Consider the following 17,444-nt stretch of genomic DNA (forward strand, 5'->3'; position numbering starts at 1 on the left):
TGTACTAACGACTGTTCAGGTACTCGAGCACCTTGTTGGTCAGGTCGTTTTCCTTCTTCCAGAAGAGTACCGCACCCGTCGCGCGGTCCACGACCATATCGTAGCCTTCCTGCAGGGCAATCTCGTTCACCGCCTTGCGGATAAGCTGGATAATGGGCGCGCTCACCTTCTCGTTCTGGGTCACAAGTTCGCCCTTACGGCCATACACGCGGTCGATAAACGTCTTGAGCTCGATATCCTTCTTGTTGTATTCCGCCTCGAGTTCGCGCTTCTTTTCGTCGCTGAGCATCAGCAACTGCTTGTCGAGTTTTTCCTTGATGGCGGAAAGTTCCTTCTGCAAGAGGTTCGCCTGCTGTTCCCACTTGGCCACCTGGCGGTCGTATTCTTCCTGCGCCTTCTTCGTGCCCTTGTAGCCGTCGAAGATGAGCTTGGAATCCACGTGAGCGATGCGCAGGCCGTCTTCGGCGAAACTCGCGCACGCGAAAACCATCATCAAAGCGATTAGAACCTTGCGAATCATAGAGCCTCCCGATTCCTTAGAATCCCTGACCGATGACAAAGTTGAATTCCATGTCGCCCACCTTGCTGCGCTGCAGGCCCGTGTAAGTTTCGCCCACATCGAGCGGCCAGGCGAAGTCAAACCCGATAATACCGAGCATCGGCACCACCACGCGGAACCCGAAACCGATATCCTTCTTGAGGCTCGTCGGGTCCCATTCGCTGAGCGGGTTCCTGCTCGGCTTTGCGACCTTCGTCTTGGGGTCATAGCGTTCACCGAACACGTTACCCGCGTCAAAGAAGAACGGCAACAGGTAGAACACCTGCGGCACAATGCCGAGCTGGAGTTCTGCACCCGTGTACTGGTAGCTGCGGCCCAGGCGGCGGTAACCAATGGAGCCCGAGCTGTAACCGCGCATGTTGCCTTCGTAGCCCATCACGCCACCCATCGTGAACAGCGTGCGGTACTGCAGCTGGTCGCCGAACATAACACCGTACTCGTTGGTAAGCGCAATCGCGAGGCGGTCGCGGAACAGCGGGAACCACCACTTGATGGTGAGTTCCGTCTTGATGAACTCGAAGTCGCTGAACAGCGCGCCATCTGCCACCTGGATATCAAGCTGGTAGCGGGAACCTTCCGTCGGGAACTGCGGCAGGTTCTTGTCGTCGCGCACCAGTCGGAAGTTGATGGCAGATTCGATACCGGTGTAAACCACGTAGCTGCCGTCGATGTTGGGGCCCTGCTTGTTCATGAGCCAGCTGTAGCCGACCTGGCCGTAGAAGTAGTCGTCGGGCCACTTGAGGCGCTTGCCCAGGTACACGGAACCGCCGTAGCGGGTAATGTTCGGGTCGCCGTAATCTTCCATGTTCCACCAGGAGTAGCTGAGGCTTGCACCGAGCGTAATCGGCTTGTCGAGCAGCCAGGGTTCCTGGAAGCTGATGGAGGCGCTCTTCTTGTCGGCACCGTATTCCACGCTCAGGCTTGCGGCCTGGCCGTCACCCATACAGCAGTTCGGGATAGAGATGCTCGCCGTACCCACAAGGCCGTCGCTCTCGCTGTACGATACACCCAGGCTGAACTGGCCGGTACCCGCTTCCTTCTCCTGCACGGTGAAGTCGAGGTCCACTTCATGCTCGCCGTAAATCTTGATATCGGGCACGACCATGTCGAAGTAGTTGAGCTGCATGATTTCGCGGAAGCTGCGTTCCAGCAGGGACTGGCGGTACGTATCGCCCGGGTACAGGCGCACCTCGCGGCGGATAACCTTCTCGTTGGTCTTCGTGTTGCCGTGGATATAAACCTTGTGGATGCTCGCGGGCAGGCCTTCGCGCATGCGGTACGTGAGATTCACCACGGAATCGTTCACGAACGTGCGTTCCTCGTCGAACTGAGCAAACAGGTAGCCATCTTCGCGGTAAACTTCAAGCAGAGCCTTCCTGGAGGCATCGTAGAGGTACTGGTCGAACACCGCACCGCTATCCAGGCGGAACGCATACCCGAGCACCTTGTCGTTCAGGACTTCGTTCCCCGAGAAGTGCACGTTGCCCATGTAGTAACGGCGGCCTTCCACCATGCCGATATGGATGCATATATCGCTCGAAGTGTGGATGTTGTCGTACTTGTTCAACAGCGGGAACATGTCCTCTATCATGTAGCGCACGAGCAACTTTTCCTCGTATTCCGAGAGTTTCTTGATTTTCTTGAGCGAATCGATTTTCGGGTTGTTGAACTTGCGGCCTTCCACAATCTTGAGCCATTCCTTGCGGGAATCCTCGTAGCGGATAATGTCGTTTATGAGCTTGAGGGCGTCTTCCTCTTCCTTGACCTGGGGGAGCGGACGGGTCACGTACCCGTGGTGCGACATTTCCTTGGAGGCACGGAAGAAGTGCGAGACCTGCATCGTGGGCTTGCCCGCCATCTTGTACATGGCAGTCGCCGGGTCGCCCATCGCGCGGTTCAACTGGTCGTAGAGCGGCTGCAGACGTTCGCCCACCGGCACCATGCGTCCCAGGTAGAACAGGCAGCTGGAATCCGGCAGGTATTCGGCACGGTATTCGGTCAGTTCCGCATCCAGGTAGCCAAAGTGGCGGATGGCGTTCAACACCGTGTCGCGGTCGGCCTCAAATACAGTCTCCTTGAACTCGCCACCACCGTACCACTGGTCCACCTTCGTGAGCATGTGGTCGGTAATGTCTATCGCGGGCACGTTGTCGTTACCCGTAATCTTGATATCGCGCACCTTCACCTTCTCGCCCTCGCGGATAATGAAGGTCACCATGTTCTTGTTGTCGTCTACGGGAGTCTCGCGGTAGCCCACCTCGGCAAGCAAAAAGCCTTCGGAATGGTAGTAGTCGATCATCGCCTGGCGGTCACGTTCCAGCTGGCTCTTGCTGTACACCTGGCCCGGAATCAGGCGCATCTTGAGGCGCAAGTCGTCCTCGGAAATCTCGTCGTTACCGTCCAGCACCGCCGTATCGAGGGCGGGCAGTTCCTTAATCTTGAATATGAGGTCCACCTCGGTGCTGTTGTCGATGTAGTCGACCCATGCAGAAACGTCGTCGAAGAGGCCCGACTTGTAGAGGGCGGACACCGCCTCCTGGACCTTGTCAGAAAGGATCGTGGGCGAAAAAGTCTGGCCGTCGCGGATGCCGATTCGACTCAACACCGCACGCTGGTCCATGTTCACGTTACCTTCGACCTTGACCTTCCTCACCTTGTTTTCGGCCATATAGTCCACAGGCATCTGGGACATGTCCAACAGCTGGGCCTGCACAAGACCAACAATACACAGAATCAATAAAAACAGACGGGTACGCAGAATAAACCTACCTATAGATTCAAAAAAACTTAAAATACCGCACAAAAATACAAAAATTGAAACTTTCTGCCCAACCGGATTTGCCGAAAAACGCACTTTGTTCGTCAACTTTTCACGTAATGTAAAGAAAGCGGTGCCAAGCGCAAGAAAAGCGGCGTCACAGAAAATATTTTCAAAAAATTTTCTTTTTCTCAGCCATAAAAAGACTAAATTACTTTCCGTAAAAATTTAAACCACTCTTTATTGAGGATTATATGCGTTCAACCGCCTGGAATGACGAAGAAAACAAGGTCCTGCCCGAAATGGCGCTGGATTTTATGCCCGAAGAAAAATTGCGCGACCTGCAGCTGCAGCGTATGCGCGCCACCGTGAAACTTGCCTACGAGAAGGTCCCGCTCTTCCGTGAACGCATGGACGAGAAGGGATTAAAGCCCGAAGATATCAAGACCCTCAAGGACGTGGCCAAGCTCCCCTTCACCATGAAGAAGGACTTGCGCGACACCTACCCGTATGGCCTGTTCGCCGTAGACCTGAGCGAAGTCGTGCGCCTGCACGCAAGTTCGGGCACCACGGGTAAGCCCATCGTGGTCGGCTACACCAAGGAAGACATGGACGTGTGGGCCCAGGTCGTCAAACGCGGCCTCCTCGCCTGCGGCTTCCGCAGCACCGACATTGTGCAGAACTTCTTCGGCTACGGCCTGTTCACCGGCGGTCTCGGCATCCACGGCGGTTTCGAAGCCCTCGGTGCAACCGTCATCCCCATCAGCGGCGGCAATACCGAACGCCAGGTGATGCTCATGAAGGATTTCGGGGTCACCGCGGTGGGCGGAACCCCGAGTTACTTTGTCCGCATCATCGACGTCGCCGAAAAGATGGGTGTCGACATCCGTGACCTGAAGGTCAAGCGCGGCATCTTCGGTGCAGAACCGTGGAGCGACGGCATGCGCGACTACATCGAAGAAAAGACCGGCATCAAGGCGTACGACATCTACGGCCTTTCCGAAATCGTGGGCCCGGGCGTGGGCTGCGAATGCGAGTGCCGCGACGGCATCCACATCTTCGAAGACCACTTCTACCCCGAAATCGTCGACCCCGAAACGCTTGAACCGCTGCCAGACGGCGAAGAGGGAGAGCTCGTGCTTTCTACGCTCAGCAAGAAGGCCATGCCCATCATCCGCTACCGCACCCGCGACATCACCGCCATCGAGAAGACCAAGTGCAAGTGCGGCCGCACCATCCGCCGCATCCGCCGCATTGGCCGCCGCAGCGACGACATGATTATCATGCGCGGCGTGAACGTGTTCCCGAGCCAGATCGAGACGGCACTCCTCCGCGCAGAGAAGGCACTGCCGCACTACCAGATTGTGCTCGACACCAAGAACAACATGGACACGCTCGAAGTGAAGGTGGAAGTCTCCCGCGACATGGTGAGCGACTCCATGAGCGATATGGAACAGCTGAACAAGAAGTTCAAGCACTCCATTGAACAGATTCTCGGCATTTCCGTCATCGTCACGCTGTGCGAACCCGATTCGCTGCCGCGTAGCGAAGGCAAGGCCAAGAGAGTTATCGACAACAGGAAGAAGATGTAAGGAGGTACAACATGAAGATTCCGCAAGTATCCGTATTCGTTTCCAACCGTCCGGGCCGTCTCCAGGCGGTGTGCAAGTCCCTTGCCGACGCCGGCGTGAACCTCCTTTCGCTCACGCTTGCCGACTCCGGCGAGTTCGGGCTTATCCGCCTTATCGTGAGTGACCCGGAAAAGGCCGTAGACGTGCTCGCCAAGGCAGGCCTCAGCGCCACCATCACCGACGTGGTCGCCTGCCCCGTGAACGCCGCCATCGGTGGCCTCGCCGAACTGCTCTCCACTGCGGTCGGCAGCCAGCAGATCGACTACATGTACGCCTACCCCTCCACCCTGAACGGCTCTAACATCATGATTCTCCGCTTCCAGGACGTGGATAAGGCTATCGAAGCCCTGAAGGCCACGAACTTCAAGGCCATCAGCAAGGAAGAACTGCTGGGGTAACGAGCTGCACCGAAAAAGCCCAACGTTGTCATCCCCGCGAAGGCGGGGATCTTTTTTTGCAAAAAAGCCTCCCGAGGGAGGCTTCAGTTTTTCAGATATCCTAGGTGCGCACAGGGCGCTACGCGCTAGTTGTCCTGGATGCAGCGGACGGAGTTAGCCGTTTCATCTCCAACCGCAGAAACATATCCGTCATCAGCAATATTCATAAAGTGCAATGCATAATAACTAAGTGCAGAAGAAGTCGTTGTAGACCAAAACCATGTATCGTAATTTACTTTAGCATAACTTCCGTCATTCTTTCTTTGACCTGCAGGCAAAGCCCTGAAAGAATAACGATCTGAGCCATTCCCACTCATTCTTTCTTCAACCCAACGTGTCGTCGACTTCAGTAAATATCCAGCATAGTCGGAACCGCCTACTGAACTAACCAGCGTACTAAATTCTGTTTGATCTGGCAAATGCCATCCTTTGGGGCAAACTTGACTTGCTGCACCATGTGTATAAAGGCGACCATATATATCGCAGTTTGCAGCATTTTCCTCATAGCAATAACTACCATCTGTTACGCGATTCATATTTTCCGCCATCCAAAGTTGGTTCCCTATTGCTACAGTCTTATAGCTATGTCCATCAGTATCCTTAAGCACCCCCGTTACATACTGCGGATCAAACGATTTCCATTCCGAATTAACACATTTTTTGAAACTCCCTTTTACTTTATAAATACTATTTTCAATATAGCCAACACAAACTCGGCCAAAATCAATTTCGCCACTATTTGCCGGCCTAAACAATCCATCTTCACACACATACTTATTTTGTGTATTCACTCGACCGATAAGAATATTACCATAGCCATATTCACCAAATTCCTTACATTCACCCTGCATTTCCCAAGTATCATTGAATATATCAGAAGCAACGACCCACTTGCGCACGGTATCCGACGCAACCTGGTTCGTACACACATAATACAAGCCATCGTACTTGGCAGGCGTAGAATAATCACCATCTGTAATACAAGCCTTCCCTAGCAGGCTATCCAAGGCTGTTCCGTAACGCCAACCTTTATCCTGGTATACATAGTACATGTTCGGATTCAGCGGTCCCCTGCGAACAGTCGCTTCATCAGGATTCTTGGGTAACTTCGTGACATCCTTCTCTATATCGGTCGCCTCGCGCCAAGCACAGGGTAACAGTTTATTATTCATTAAAACAACTTGGTCAGAGGCGCAAGTGTACCAGACTTGGGTTTTGCCAACCGTAACACTCCTAGTCTTGTTCAAGTTATTTTTTGTGCAGGGACCCAGGCTATCCAACATATCCAGATTCGTTCCGCGGCGCCATGCATAACCGCCCTTTCCCGAAGTATCTTCATAAACGTAAACATGGGATTCGTTCACATTGCCGATTTTTGCAACTTCCCCATCGGGGGTGCCGAAGAGCGCCGTGTCGGCCTCGGCGGTAGTCGCCTTGCGCCAAGCAGTGGGCACCAAAGCGTCATCACTATCATCGCAGATGTACCACGTCGTATCGTGCTTCACGATTACGCTATCGGTTTCGCCCCTATTGGCGAATACGCAGGCCTTGATTCTTGCATCGAGTTCGGTGCCGCGGCGCCAGCTGCCGTTCTCCTTCACGTAGACGTTCGTCGTGTCGATGGAACCGTGCTTTACAGTGTCTTCATCCGCGGCGTTAAAGGCGGCAACGTCCTTCTCGAGGTCGGTTGCGAATCGCCATGCACCAGAAGCGTCACAAATCAGGCGCGCCAGGCTGCTGTCGCCTTCGGTATATGCAGAGTCGTTCGCTGCATAGTAGGCGGAGTACGCGTTCTTCGTGGCGAAGATAGCGCCTTCGTTACCCTTTGTACAGGCGGGAACATCCAGTTCCTTCATCCAGAAATTGGTTACATGGCCTTCGAATGCGGGGGCCTTGCTATCGGCGAGTTTCCAGCCCTCGATATTCGCACGGATAGTGGCTAGACGGCCATCAAGGTCAGCCTTCATCGCCCAGTCGGCAATCTGAGCGCGGCGCAGGGAATCGTCCCACACGCCATTGTCGCCCAGGTCCACACTCAATGCTGCAAGTAGGGCGGTAAGTTCGGACTCGTTGCGATCGCCCTGGAGCATCGCAGAAATAGCAAGCAGTGCGGCGTTGCCGTCACCTTCCTCAAGGATATTGAGGTCTTCGGCATAGTCGTCGAAGCCAGAATTGTCTATGCAAAACGCTGCAAAGAGGGAAGTTTCTGCATCGCGTTTCGCTTCAAACACAGACTTATTCCCCTTGGTAACAAGGCGCTGCACGCGGTCGTATTCCAAATGGGTCACCAGGTTGATGTTCGCCGTGCTTCGGCCGTCCAGGTTCGTGAGGGCACGAAGTTTGATGGTTGACGCACTGTTCTTGCCCGTCACCTCGTTGCGGTAGAAACCATCGGCAACAAGGTACGTGTAGGTACTCCTGAGCTTTACAGTCCTGATGTTGAAGGAGCCATCCTTATTCTCAATCTTGCCGCCGAATGTCTTACCCGTCTGCTTGAGGGACTTACCATTTTCCAATTCATAAGCCGTGACGTCGGTACCGCTAACGAACGGTCCTTTCTGCGAAACGCCGCTGAGTTCCACGTCGTCCATGGGAGTGCACGCTTCATCATCCGGGTCACATTCTTCAGAGACACTTGCGGAACCCGTAAGGTCCATCGTGAAGGTTTCCGAACCGCAGGCGATTGTGGCAGTAAGCGCCGTAGATTCCTGAATCTTACAGCCGACGCCGTCCTTGCCATTTGTTCCATTTGTGCCGTTGGTGCCATTAGTACCATTCGTGCCGTTATCGCCCTTGTCACCTTTCTCGCCGGTATCGCCCTTTGCACCAGGTGCGCCATCGGCGCCGTCTTTTCCGTTACGCACCGTACCGATGGATTCCCCGTTACAGAAAATCTCGAAGCCTGAGTCGTCGCTGAGGCTCTTCGACATACATACGTTGTCACCCACGCTCACAGTGCTTGCACTCAGTGATAGCCATTCCTTGCCGTCGCAGCCCAGGAACTCGTGTGTTTCGGAGATAAATGCGGTTTGCCCCGCAATTTCCTTGGTGCACTCGGGCAAATCCTTGCTCGTTTCCACCGCACCAACGTTCGCGTTTATCTGCTCGGTGATGTCGTCACCGCACGCCGCGAGAAGGAAAGCCGCAGGGATTGCAATTCGGGTTAAACACTTCATAGAATAGTCCTCATAAGGATGCTAACTTTCATTTTACATACAAATGTAGTAAAAAACGCCGAGCGATGCCCGGCGTCTTTTTTGTTACTAAGTGCTAGTTGTCCTGGATGCAGCGGACGGACATGGCATAGCCCTCAGGATAATCTCCCTGACTTACACTTGAGGCAAGGCCAAATCCTACATAATATGCTTTATCACCAGTGTACTTCTCTGTAGAAGTCCAGAAGAAAGCTCCATCGCTACCGTCAATATAGTGGGTTCCGTCGGGTTTCCAGTAACCACCAGGGAGTACCGTAAAGTTGTACACATCGGTTCCGTTTCCGTCGGAACCATACAAATTAATCCAATCACTCTTGGCCTTTAGAACCTTCCCAGCAACATCATTTCCTCCTACAGCAGCAAACAATTCACTCCACTCGCTACTGCTCGGCAGATGCCAGCCAATAGGGCATACAGTCATAGCCGTTTCCCAGACATACAAATGACCACGACCCTTGTTACAGTAATTACTATAAGTCTCAATATAGCAAGAACTGCCATCCGTTACATAATCCATGTTTTCCTTCATCCATTGCTGCGCTCCAATTACAACTGTCTTGTATTCACGTCCAGCCTTGTCCCTCATTATCCCGGTGGTATCCTTATTGTAAACAGAATACCATTTATTATTAGAGCACTTACGGAATGAGTCATTCACTTTAAATGTCAGCCCCTGGAGGTAACCCACACAGACCCTGTCATACATCAATTCCGTACTTGTTACCAGCCTGAACTTGCCGTTTTCGCACACATAGCTATATCCGGTGCTTACATCCAGACCTTTCACTATATTACCAAAGCCGTACGCACCTAATTCTCTACACTCGCTACGAAGATCCTTGGTCGTATTGTAGATATCCGGAGCAACCACCCACTTGCGGTTGACAAACATTCCGGCAATGTTCTCGAAAGTACATACGTAATACAGCTTGTTAACCTTGTTTTTCGATGTATCCCCTTCTACTACACAGCCCTGCTTTAGCAGGCTATCCAAGGCCGTTCCCACGCGCCAGGCGCCATCCTGGAATACGTAGGGCTGTTCCGTATTCACCTTTCCGTTGCGGACGTCACCCTTCTTCCACCCTCCGATGGCCGCCCAGCCGACAGTATCCTTCTCTATGTCGGTCGCCGAACGCCAAGAGAAAGCCACACGGAACGTATCGATAACGGTGCTGATATCGTTCGAGCACTTGTACCAGCTTTCACCAGCCCCAACAGTAATTTTTTTGACAGCATCATTTTGGGCTTCGGTGCACGCACCAAGTTCAGTCCTTTCCAAATCCGTCGCAGGTCTCCAATAACCATTTTCCTTCACATAGTACAGATTCTTATTTACATTGCCTTGCTGGTAATCGCCTAGCGTTCCTTCAAGGCCATATGTATCCTTTTCGTAGTTAGTCGCCTCGCGCCATTCCGTAGGCACAGGCTCGCCTTCTACGAGCGTGTTCCCGTCATTGACACACTTGAACCACATATTTTTAGAAGATCTGACAACACCGTCAACCTTATCCGACGTGCAAGGGCCCAAATCGCTGTCAAGGTCCAAGACCGTGCCGTAGCGCCACTTGGCATTACCGTTTCCGTCAACATCTTCAAACACATATACGAGCGACTTGTTCACGTTTCCAAGCTTTACAATCGCATCGCCCTCGCCGGGGGTGCCGAAGAGTGCAGTGTCGGCCTCGGCGGTAGTAGCCTTGCGCCAAGCAAAGGAATCGGACGCGTCATCGTTTTTGTCGCAGATGTACCACACAGGCTCGCGCTCTACTATAAGGCTGTCGGTCATGCCCTTGTTATCAGCAACGCAGGCGGCGTCAAGGGAGGCATCCAGTTCGGTGCCGCGGCGCCAAGCGCCATTTTCCTTCACGTAGACGTTCGTCGTATCGACGGAGCCTCGTTTTACAGCACCATCATCCGCAGCGGTAAATGCGGCGACATCCTTCTCGATGTCAGTTGCGAAGCGCCATGCGAACGAATCGCCGGAAGCCGCGCAAATCAAACGCACCAGGCTGCTGTCGCCGTCGGTATATGTGGAATCGTTCGCTGCGTAGTAGGCGGATTTCTTGTTCTTCGTTGCGAAGAGCGCACCTGCGTTACTGGAGTCGCACTTATCCACGCCGAGTTCCTGCATCCAGAAGTTCGTCACGTGCTGTTCGAATGCAGGGGCCTTGCTGTCGACGAGTTTCCAGCCCTCGATATTCGCACGGACGGTGGCAAGTCTGCCTTCGATGTCCGCCTTCATCGCCCAGTCGGCAACCTGAGCTCGGCGCAGGGAATCGTCCCATTCGCCGTTGTCGCCGAGGTCAACACTCAATGCAGCCAGGAGTGCCGTGAGTTCAGACTCGTTGCGATCGCCTTGGAGGAGAACGGAGACCGCGAGGAGCGCAGCATTACTGTCGCCTTCCTGGAGGATATTGTAGTCTTCGGCGAAGCCACGGAAATTAGAATTGTCGATACCGAACGCTTTGAAGAGCGACTTTTCAGCGGCACGCTTCGCCACGATCACGGACTTGTTCTCCTTGGTGACGAGGCGCTGCACGCGGTCGTATTCCAGATGGGTCACCAGGTTAATGTTCGCCACGCTACGGCCGTCCAGATTTGTGAGAGCACGTAGCTTGATCGTAGCCGCACTGTTCTTGCCCGTCACCTCGTTGCGGTAGAAACCGTCGGCAACAAGGTACGTGTACGTACTCCTGAGCTTTACAGTCCTGATGTTGAAGGAGCCGTCCTTATTCTCGATCTTGCCGCCGAATGTCTTACCCGTCTGCTTGAGCGACTTGCCGTTTTCCAATTCATAAGCAGTAACGTCCGTACCGCTCACAAACGGGCCCTTCTGGCTCACGCCGCTGAGTTCCACATCACCCGAGGGCACTGTGCAGGCATCATCAGTGGCGTCGCATTCTTCGGGCACGTCTACATAGCCAGTCAAGTCCATCGTGAAGGTCTCGGAGCCGCAGGCGATAGTCGCCGTAAGCTCGGTAGATTCCTGAATCTTACAGCCGGCGCCGTCCTTGCCATTCGTTCCGTTCGTACCAGGTGCGCCATCCTTGCCGTTCGTACCGTTAGTGCCCGGCGCGCCGTCCTTGCCATTTGTGCCGTTGGTACCCGGAGCGCCATCCGCGCCCTTGTCACCGGTATCACCTTTGTCTCCCTTTTCACCGTCCTTGCCATTCTTGACCGTACCGATGGATTCCCCGTTACAGAAAATCTCGAAGCCCGAGCCGTCGCTGAGGCTCGTGGAGGTACACACGTTGTCGCCCACGTTCACCGTGTTGGCGCTCAGCGTCTGCCATTCCTTGCCGTCGCAGCCCAGGAACTCGTGAGTCTCCTTGATGTATGCCGTCTGCCCGGCAATGTCTTCGGTACAAGCCGGCAGGTCGTCACTGGACTTAACCGCGCCAACGTTCGCGTTGATTTCAGTGATGTCGTCACCGCACGCCGCAAGAAGGAATGCCGCAGGGATTGCAATTCGGGTTAAACACTTCATAGAACAGTCCTCATAAAGATGCGAACTTATATTTTACATACAAATGTAGTAAAAAGGCGATATTTATGACAAATTCGCTTATTTCACGGTATAAATCGTGAGGGTCTTGCTGTATTCGTAACCGACAACAAGAAGAGCTGTGCCGTTCGGGCTCTTTTCGGCGGGGATAAACAGCACGCCTTCGGGGCCACGGTCGCTCGGGTCAAGGTAATAGTCCACAAGTCTTGGCGAGGGGTTGCTTGTCTTGCCGAAATCGGTAATGTCGAATACGGCAATACCGCTCGTGCGTTCAAGCCCCACGAAGGCATATCGTTTACCCGCGACCTCGCCCACGGTCACATTTTCGGGTTCGCAGCCCTTGTCTTCGCTGCGGGAATCCATCTTGACCTTGTTCTTTTTCGCGTTCCAGTTAAAGTAATCGGGAGCGACCTTCGCAATCATCCGTTCGAGCATATCGCCGCTATCCCAGACAAGCGCGCCTGTCGCACCGTCGAAGATGCTCACGCTGCGGGAACCGAACGTGTATGCGTACGGGCAACGGCCACCGGGCGCCATATCGGGCACGGCATCGCAACGTTCCAGGTTGCTCACGGAAATCCCGCCCAAATCCCTGACCAGCTCCGGAGTAAACACCTTCGGGTCCAAACGCCCCTGCTGCGAAAGCATCACGAGGCTCGTCACATCGGTCCAGGCCTTGTAATCGTTCACGGGAGCGCCCTCGTTCGCCGTAACCACAAAAGGCCTGCCGTTTACAACAAACGAAGAAATGCCATCGGGTTGGCGCAGTCCACGTAACGGGTAGTTCGCAATTTCAACTTTCGAATTCTTCTTGGCGTCGAGCCCGAACCCGGGAACGGAATGGTCGACAAACCCGAGCGGGTACACGTTCGTGATTTTCTTTGCGGCAATGTCCACGACCGCTATAGCATTGTTCTCTTGCAGGCTCACCCACGCCGTCTTGGAATTCGGCGAAACGGTGATGTACTCGGGCTCGAGCGACTTCACGAACCCCTGTGCTCCGGTCCTACGGACCCCCTGCGCCATCAGCGACGCGGTATCGAGCCCGTCAAAGCCCGCAACCGCAATCTCGAGGCGTGACCACGGACCACTCTTCGGGGCGGTTACAATCGCGACACCGCCCTCGGGATCTTCGTGGAAATTCATGTCGGGAGAGCCCTCGCAGGCAACCAGGAGTGCCGAGCCATCGGGCGTAAACGTGAGCATGTCGGGCTGGTGGCAAACCTCGAAGAACCCGAGAACCTCGAGGCTGTCGGTATAGCGCATCACCTGCACATGGCCCTTTTTCCATTCAGGTGCGTTCAGCAAGCTCACTGCGAAAAGGTTCCCGTTCACAGTCACGCTCGAGGCATCGCCCCCCAGCGAAACTGTCCTTACGACCCTCGGCTTCGCCACGTCGGAAAGGTCGACAATTTCGAGAAGGTTATCGCCACCCACGACAAACAACTTCTTCTTTTCGGGCATGTACGCCGATATTTCCGCAGACTTCATGGGAATTGTCGCGAGCGGCTGCAGCGTAGCCCCCAACTGGAACTGGCCCGCAGGCGCATCGCCACCCTTCGCAAGGCATAGCCCCGCACCCAGCAACACCCCCATAACAGCACACAGTCCAAGTCTCATACGGCCTCCGTCAGTCAAAAATCAGCCAGAACAGGAGCGCCCCGACAAGCAGGCCTCCCATAAACGAAGACGAGCTCATCACGGCCGCCTTGCGGCGTTCCTCGTCGGCACGGTCCTTATCCTTCTCGCTCGCCTCGATAGCAATCCCGAGAGCCTTCGCGCAAACCTCGTTGTTCTGCTTCATGGTCTGGTAGCTCTGTTCCCAGTTGGCGCACTTGGCCTCTTCCACGACAACCGTCTTGCGGAGCGAATCCTTTTCCACCATGCACAGGCTGTCGCGCACCTGCATCACACTATCGCGCAGGGCGAGTTCCTCTTGCATCACGTCTACCGGGACCATTTCTGCAGGGGCGGCGGCGGGCGATTCACCCGCAGGCTGTGCGGGCACGGCTTGAGAATTCGCAACTTGCGCATTGCCTGCATTAGACGGCGCATTGCCTGCATTAGACGGCGCGGCAAACGCGAACGTAACTGCAAAAAGTAGAACAGCGAAAGACTTCACGAACATCGGTTACAACCTACCTGGGCAACACGGCAGTCTTGTGCCACTTGCCGTCGGAATATTTCATGTAGTAAACGCCCGGAGCGAGCGTAGCGGAATTCTTCACGATGGAGCCGTCGAGGGTACGGACCTGCACCACGCGGGCCGTTGCACCCTGGGCGGGAGCGGTCACGAGACGCGTAGAACCCTCGGAAGAACTGGACGCAGGTTCGGTTCCCGAAGAAGAACTTGCGGGTGCATCGCCGGACGAAGACGTTCCCGGTTCTGCAGAGGACGATGTCTCGGGCTTCGTAGAAGAGGACGTGCCGACCACGCTCGAAGAGGATGCATCCAACCCGTGGCTGGACGAGGATTTTTCTTCGGAAGAGGTCGGCCCCGGAGTCCCGCTGGACGACGAAACAACAGGTGTCTCGCTCGAAGAAGACTTGCCTTCGGAAGAGGAACTTGCAGGCGGATTGCTCGAAGAAGATTCGGGCAAGAGCGGCTTTCGGGAATCGACAAGCACTACCTTGAGAGCCTGGACGCGGACATATTCCGAGCGTATAGTCCTTGTCGGCTGGGAAAAATCCATAGCGTTACGAGCAACCTCGAAAACATGCAAGGAATCCATGCCAATAGAAGAGGAATAGGACCTGCCCGTCGCTCCGTAAGTATTACCATTAATAACCGTATCGAAAACGAACTCGTGGGTAAGCCCGACAAACCACCATTCAAAGGCGAATTCGAACGTCTTGGAAGCCAGCATGTAACCAGAATTGTAGCTATTGTCTTCAGGAATCTTTGCGGGAGCCATACCCAGCAAATTGTACGTATTCGTAGAATCGTAGCCATCCAGTTTCATGTTGTGAATATCAAAAATGTATGTAGCAATGCCATCTTCCGAATTCTCTTTCCTCTGCTTGCTATTATTCCATGTCGCATACTTGAACTCCGTACCTCGCCTTTCGCGACACTCCGCACTTATCGAAAGCGGAAGCTTGTTTGCGAACGATTTTGCACTGACCGTCACCGTCCTATACGATTCATGCCGCGTGGAGTTAGAGGAATCCTTCGCCCAGGTGTGCGGATTGCCGTACCAGTTCGATTCTTCAATATAGGCAGGCACAAGTTCAATCACAGGCTGTTCGCCAAGCGAAAGGGAATCGCAGACGTTCCGATACGGCGTATCATCTGCCGCATAGAGGGCGGGCACCATCGCGAGTGCCACAAGAGCAAGGAAAAACTTCTTCATAAAACCTCCCTTTTCTCCTAAATATATATCGTTTTCGCGCGAATCGTTAGCAGGCAGGGCTCGCCGGCAACCAAATCTGCAGGCATACTACCCGCGGGCAGCCAGAATGCGCTTCCAGCCGTCTTCGGGAATCTGCGCGCCCATTACCTGCACCACCTCGTTGGAGACGACGCTCCCGAGGTTGCCGCTGCGTTCCATATCCCAGCCGTTCATGTAACCGTACAGGAATCCCGATGCCCACAGGTCGCCGGCACCAGTCGTATCGATGGCCTTCGCGGGGCCAGCCTGCACGCGGGTAACCTTGCCGTCCTTCGCAATGAGGGCGCCACGCTTGCCAATCTTCACCACGGCAACCTTCGCCTTCTGTGCAAGAACATCAAGTGCAGCCTCTTCCTTCACGCCCGCATACGCATACGCCTCGTCCTCGTTCGCGATGATGATATCAATCATCTTATCGGCAAAGAGTTCATCGAACAGCTTGCGGCAGGCTTCCACCACGCCAAAGCTGCTAAAGTCGAGCGCGGTTTCCACGCCCAGGCTACGCGCCAGCGTAAACGACTTCTTGAAGCAATCCGCATTGAAAGCGCGGTAGCCTTCCGCATACAAGAGGCCCACGCCGTCGTAGAGTGCAGGCACAAAGTCCTCGCTCACAAGGAAGTCAGAAGCGCCGAGGTACGTCCACATGGAGCGCTGGGCATCGGGCGTTACCGCTGAGAACACGCAACCCGTAGCCGCATCGCTCATCCCGAGTTTCGATTCCACGCCGTTGCGTTCCAGGTGCTCACGGAAAATCTTCCCGAGTTCGTCATCGCCGACCTTCGAGATAAACGCAGCCTTGCCGCCCAGGCGCGAGAGCCCGACCATCGTATTGCAGGTAGAGCCACCCGGCACGTGCAGCGGGTTCTTGAGCGCCGCAAGGAACTTTTCCATCTGCGGCCAGTCCACCATGTTCATGCCGCCCTTCTGCACGCCCTGAGATTCAATCCATGCGTCATCCACGTTCGCGAGAATATCAACGAGGGCAGCGCCCATACCAAGAACTTTCTTCATAACATTTCCTCTAAAATTGCCCTGAACTAAAAGCCTCCCCTACGGCGGCGCAACTTTTCGCCCGCGCGCAGCAGGAACTGCCGTTCGGATTCGGTCAGCGAGTTGATTCCCTCGCTATTGACCTTCTTCAAGATTTCGTCCATGCGCTTCTGCTCATCGACGTAAAAGACCTCGCCCTCGATAGGCTCGTCACTGCGGGCAGGGCCATTGCGGTAAACGGTACCCTCGCCATCGTTACGGCCACCCTCGTGAACCTTAAAGCGGCTGCTGCGGATTTTTTCTTCCATACTGCGGCGCATACCCGCAAGCGTGTTCCCGAAACCCTTCTCGTAAAGGAACATGTACAGGAAACCGCCCACGACACCGCCCAGGTGGGCAAAGTGCGCCACGCCATCGCTCGAATGCGCCATGAACACGTCTACCGCGACCATGAACCACATCGCATACTTGATGCGCATCGGGAAAAAGAAGAACATGAGTAGCATACGGTCAGGGAAGAACTTGTAGTAGGCAACGAATATGCCCATCAACGCGCCCGAGGCGCCGATAATCGGGGCGTTCGTCATGCCGAGCCAGTACATCGCGAGGCTGAACACTGCGGCAAAAATCCCGCAGAAGAAATACATCCCCGTAAAGTGCTTCGCGCCCATCATATCGGCAACATCGCTACCAAACATCCAAAGCATGAGCATGTTGAAAAGGAAGTGCCAGAAGTCGACATGCACGAACATGTAGGTCACAAATCGCCACGCCTGTTCCGGAGCGAACGGCCAGAAGGCGCCAAAGTACGCGATGTAATCGGCAAGGCTACCATAGCCGAGGCCAGGCAGGTTCAGGTGCAAGCCAAGCAACTTGCCGCCTACGAAGGCAAGCAAAAAGACAACCGCATTTACAATCAGCAGTGTCCGCAGGACTTTAGGCAAAAACTGGAAAGGT

At 54.5% G+C, this 17,444-nt stretch carries 11 protein-coding genes; 2 read left to right on the plus strand and 9 right to left on the minus strand.

From position 1 onward, the window contains the following. Positions 1–4: 4 nt before the first annotated feature. A complete protein-coding gene (locus BUA44_RS02465; protein WP_072808182.1) occupies positions 5–520 on the minus strand; it encodes an OmpH/Skp family outer membrane protein in 516 nt (171 codons plus the stop codon). Between the two features lie 16 nt (positions 521–536). Then, the gene (locus BUA44_RS02470; RefSeq protein ID WP_255370432.1) at positions 537–3,272 is read right to left on the minus strand and encodes a BamA/OMP85 family outer membrane protein; all 2,736 of its coding nucleotides are present in this window, start codon (positions 3,270–3,272) and stop codon (positions 537–539) included. 299 nt (positions 3,273–3,571) lie between these two features. Between BUA44_RS02470 and BUA44_RS02475 the strand changes: the two genes are divergently transcribed. Together BUA44_RS02475 and BUA44_RS02480 are read left to right on the plus strand one after the other, a co-directional pair. Next, on the plus strand, positions 3,572–4,909 hold the full coding sequence (locus tag BUA44_RS02475; protein ID WP_072808184.1) for a phenylacetate--CoA ligase family protein: 1,338 nt from the start codon (positions 3,572–3,574) through the stop codon (positions 4,907–4,909). A gap of 11 nt (positions 4,910–4,920) precedes the next feature. Beyond that, positions 4,921–5,346: an ACT domain-containing protein gene (locus BUA44_RS02480; RefSeq protein WP_072808187.1), complete on the plus strand. Its 426-nt coding sequence runs from the start codon at positions 4,921–4,923 to the stop codon at positions 5,344–5,346. A 125-nt stretch (positions 5,347–5,471) separates the two neighbouring features. Here BUA44_RS02480 and BUA44_RS02485 read toward each other — a convergent pair whose 3' ends face one another. From BUA44_RS02485 to BUA44_RS02515, 7 genes are all read right to left on the minus strand, one after another. Next, positions 5,472–8,561, minus strand: coding sequence for an FISUMP domain-containing protein (locus tag BUA44_RS02485; RefSeq protein WP_072808189.1), 3,090 nt, complete (start codon positions 8,559–8,561; stop codon positions 5,472–5,474). 94 nt (positions 8,562–8,655) lie between these two features. After that, a complete protein-coding gene (locus BUA44_RS02490; protein WP_072808191.1) occupies positions 8,656–12,087 on the minus strand; it encodes an FISUMP domain-containing protein in 3,432 nt (1,143 codons plus the stop codon). A 78-nt stretch (positions 12,088–12,165) separates the two neighbouring features. Next, complete coding sequence (locus tag BUA44_RS02495) at positions 12,166–13,725, minus strand: choice-of-anchor I family protein (protein ID WP_255370433.1); 1,560 nt, start codon at positions 13,723–13,725, stop codon at positions 12,166–12,168. Positions 13,726–13,735: 10 nt separating this feature from the next. Beyond that, complete coding sequence (locus tag BUA44_RS02500) at positions 13,736–14,233, minus strand: hypothetical protein (protein ID WP_072808195.1); 498 nt, start codon at positions 14,231–14,233, stop codon at positions 13,736–13,738. 10 nt (positions 14,234–14,243) lie between these two features. Next, complete coding sequence (locus tag BUA44_RS02505) at positions 14,244–15,458, minus strand: hypothetical protein (RefSeq protein ID WP_072808197.1); 1,215 nt, start codon at positions 15,456–15,458, stop codon at positions 14,244–14,246. A gap of 87 nt (positions 15,459–15,545) precedes the next feature. After that, the gene (locus BUA44_RS02510) at positions 15,546–16,508 is read right to left on the minus strand and encodes an adenosine kinase (RefSeq protein WP_072808199.1); all 963 of its coding nucleotides are present in this window, start codon (positions 16,506–16,508) and stop codon (positions 15,546–15,548) included. A 26-nt stretch (positions 16,509–16,534) separates the two neighbouring features. Then, a complete protein-coding gene (locus tag BUA44_RS02515) occupies positions 16,535–17,431 on the minus strand; it encodes a rhomboid family protein (RefSeq protein ID WP_255370434.1) in 897 nt (298 codons plus the stop codon). Positions 17,432–17,444 lie beyond the last annotated feature (13 nt).

The organism is Fibrobacter sp. UWR3 (assembly GCF_900143055.1).
Taxonomy (GTDB): Bacteria; Fibrobacterota; Fibrobacteria; order Fibrobacterales; family Fibrobacteraceae; genus Fibrobacter.

What these genes read in the sequence shown, in the direction of transcription:
- BUA44_RS02465 (WP_072808182.1), bottom strand. Translation starts at nt 520, where the DNA reads ATGATTCGCAAGGTTCTAATCGCTTTGATGATGGTTTTCGCGTGCGCG.
- BUA44_RS02475 (WP_072808184.1), top strand. Translation starts at nt 3,572, where the DNA reads ATGCGTTCAACCGCCTGGAATGACGAAGAAAACAAGGTCCTGCCCGAA.
- BUA44_RS02480 (WP_072808187.1), top strand. Translation starts at nt 4,921, where the DNA reads ATGAAGATTCCGCAAGTATCCGTATTCGTTTCCAACCGTCCGGGCCGT.
- BUA44_RS02485 (WP_072808189.1), bottom strand. Translation starts at nt 8,561, where the DNA reads ATGAAGTGTTTAACCCGAATTGCAATCCCTGCGGCTTTCCTTCTCGCG.
- BUA44_RS02490 (WP_072808191.1), bottom strand. Translation starts at nt 12,087, where the DNA reads ATGAAGTGTTTAACCCGAATTGCAATCCCTGCGGCATTCCTTCTTGCG.
- BUA44_RS02495 (WP_255370433.1), bottom strand. Translation starts at nt 13,725, where the DNA reads ATGAGACTTGGACTGTGTGCTGTTATGGGGGTGTTGCTGGGTGCGGGG.
- BUA44_RS02500 (WP_072808195.1), bottom strand. Translation starts at nt 14,233, where the DNA reads ATGTTCGTGAAGTCTTTCGCTGTTCTACTTTTTGCAGTTACGTTCGCG.
- BUA44_RS02505 (WP_072808197.1), bottom strand. Translation starts at nt 15,458, where the DNA reads ATGAAGAAGTTTTTCCTTGCTCTTGTGGCACTCGCGATGGTGCCCGCC.
- BUA44_RS02510 (WP_072808199.1), bottom strand. Translation starts at nt 16,508, where the DNA reads ATGAAGAAAGTTCTTGGTATGGGCGCTGCCCTCGTTGATATTCTCGCG.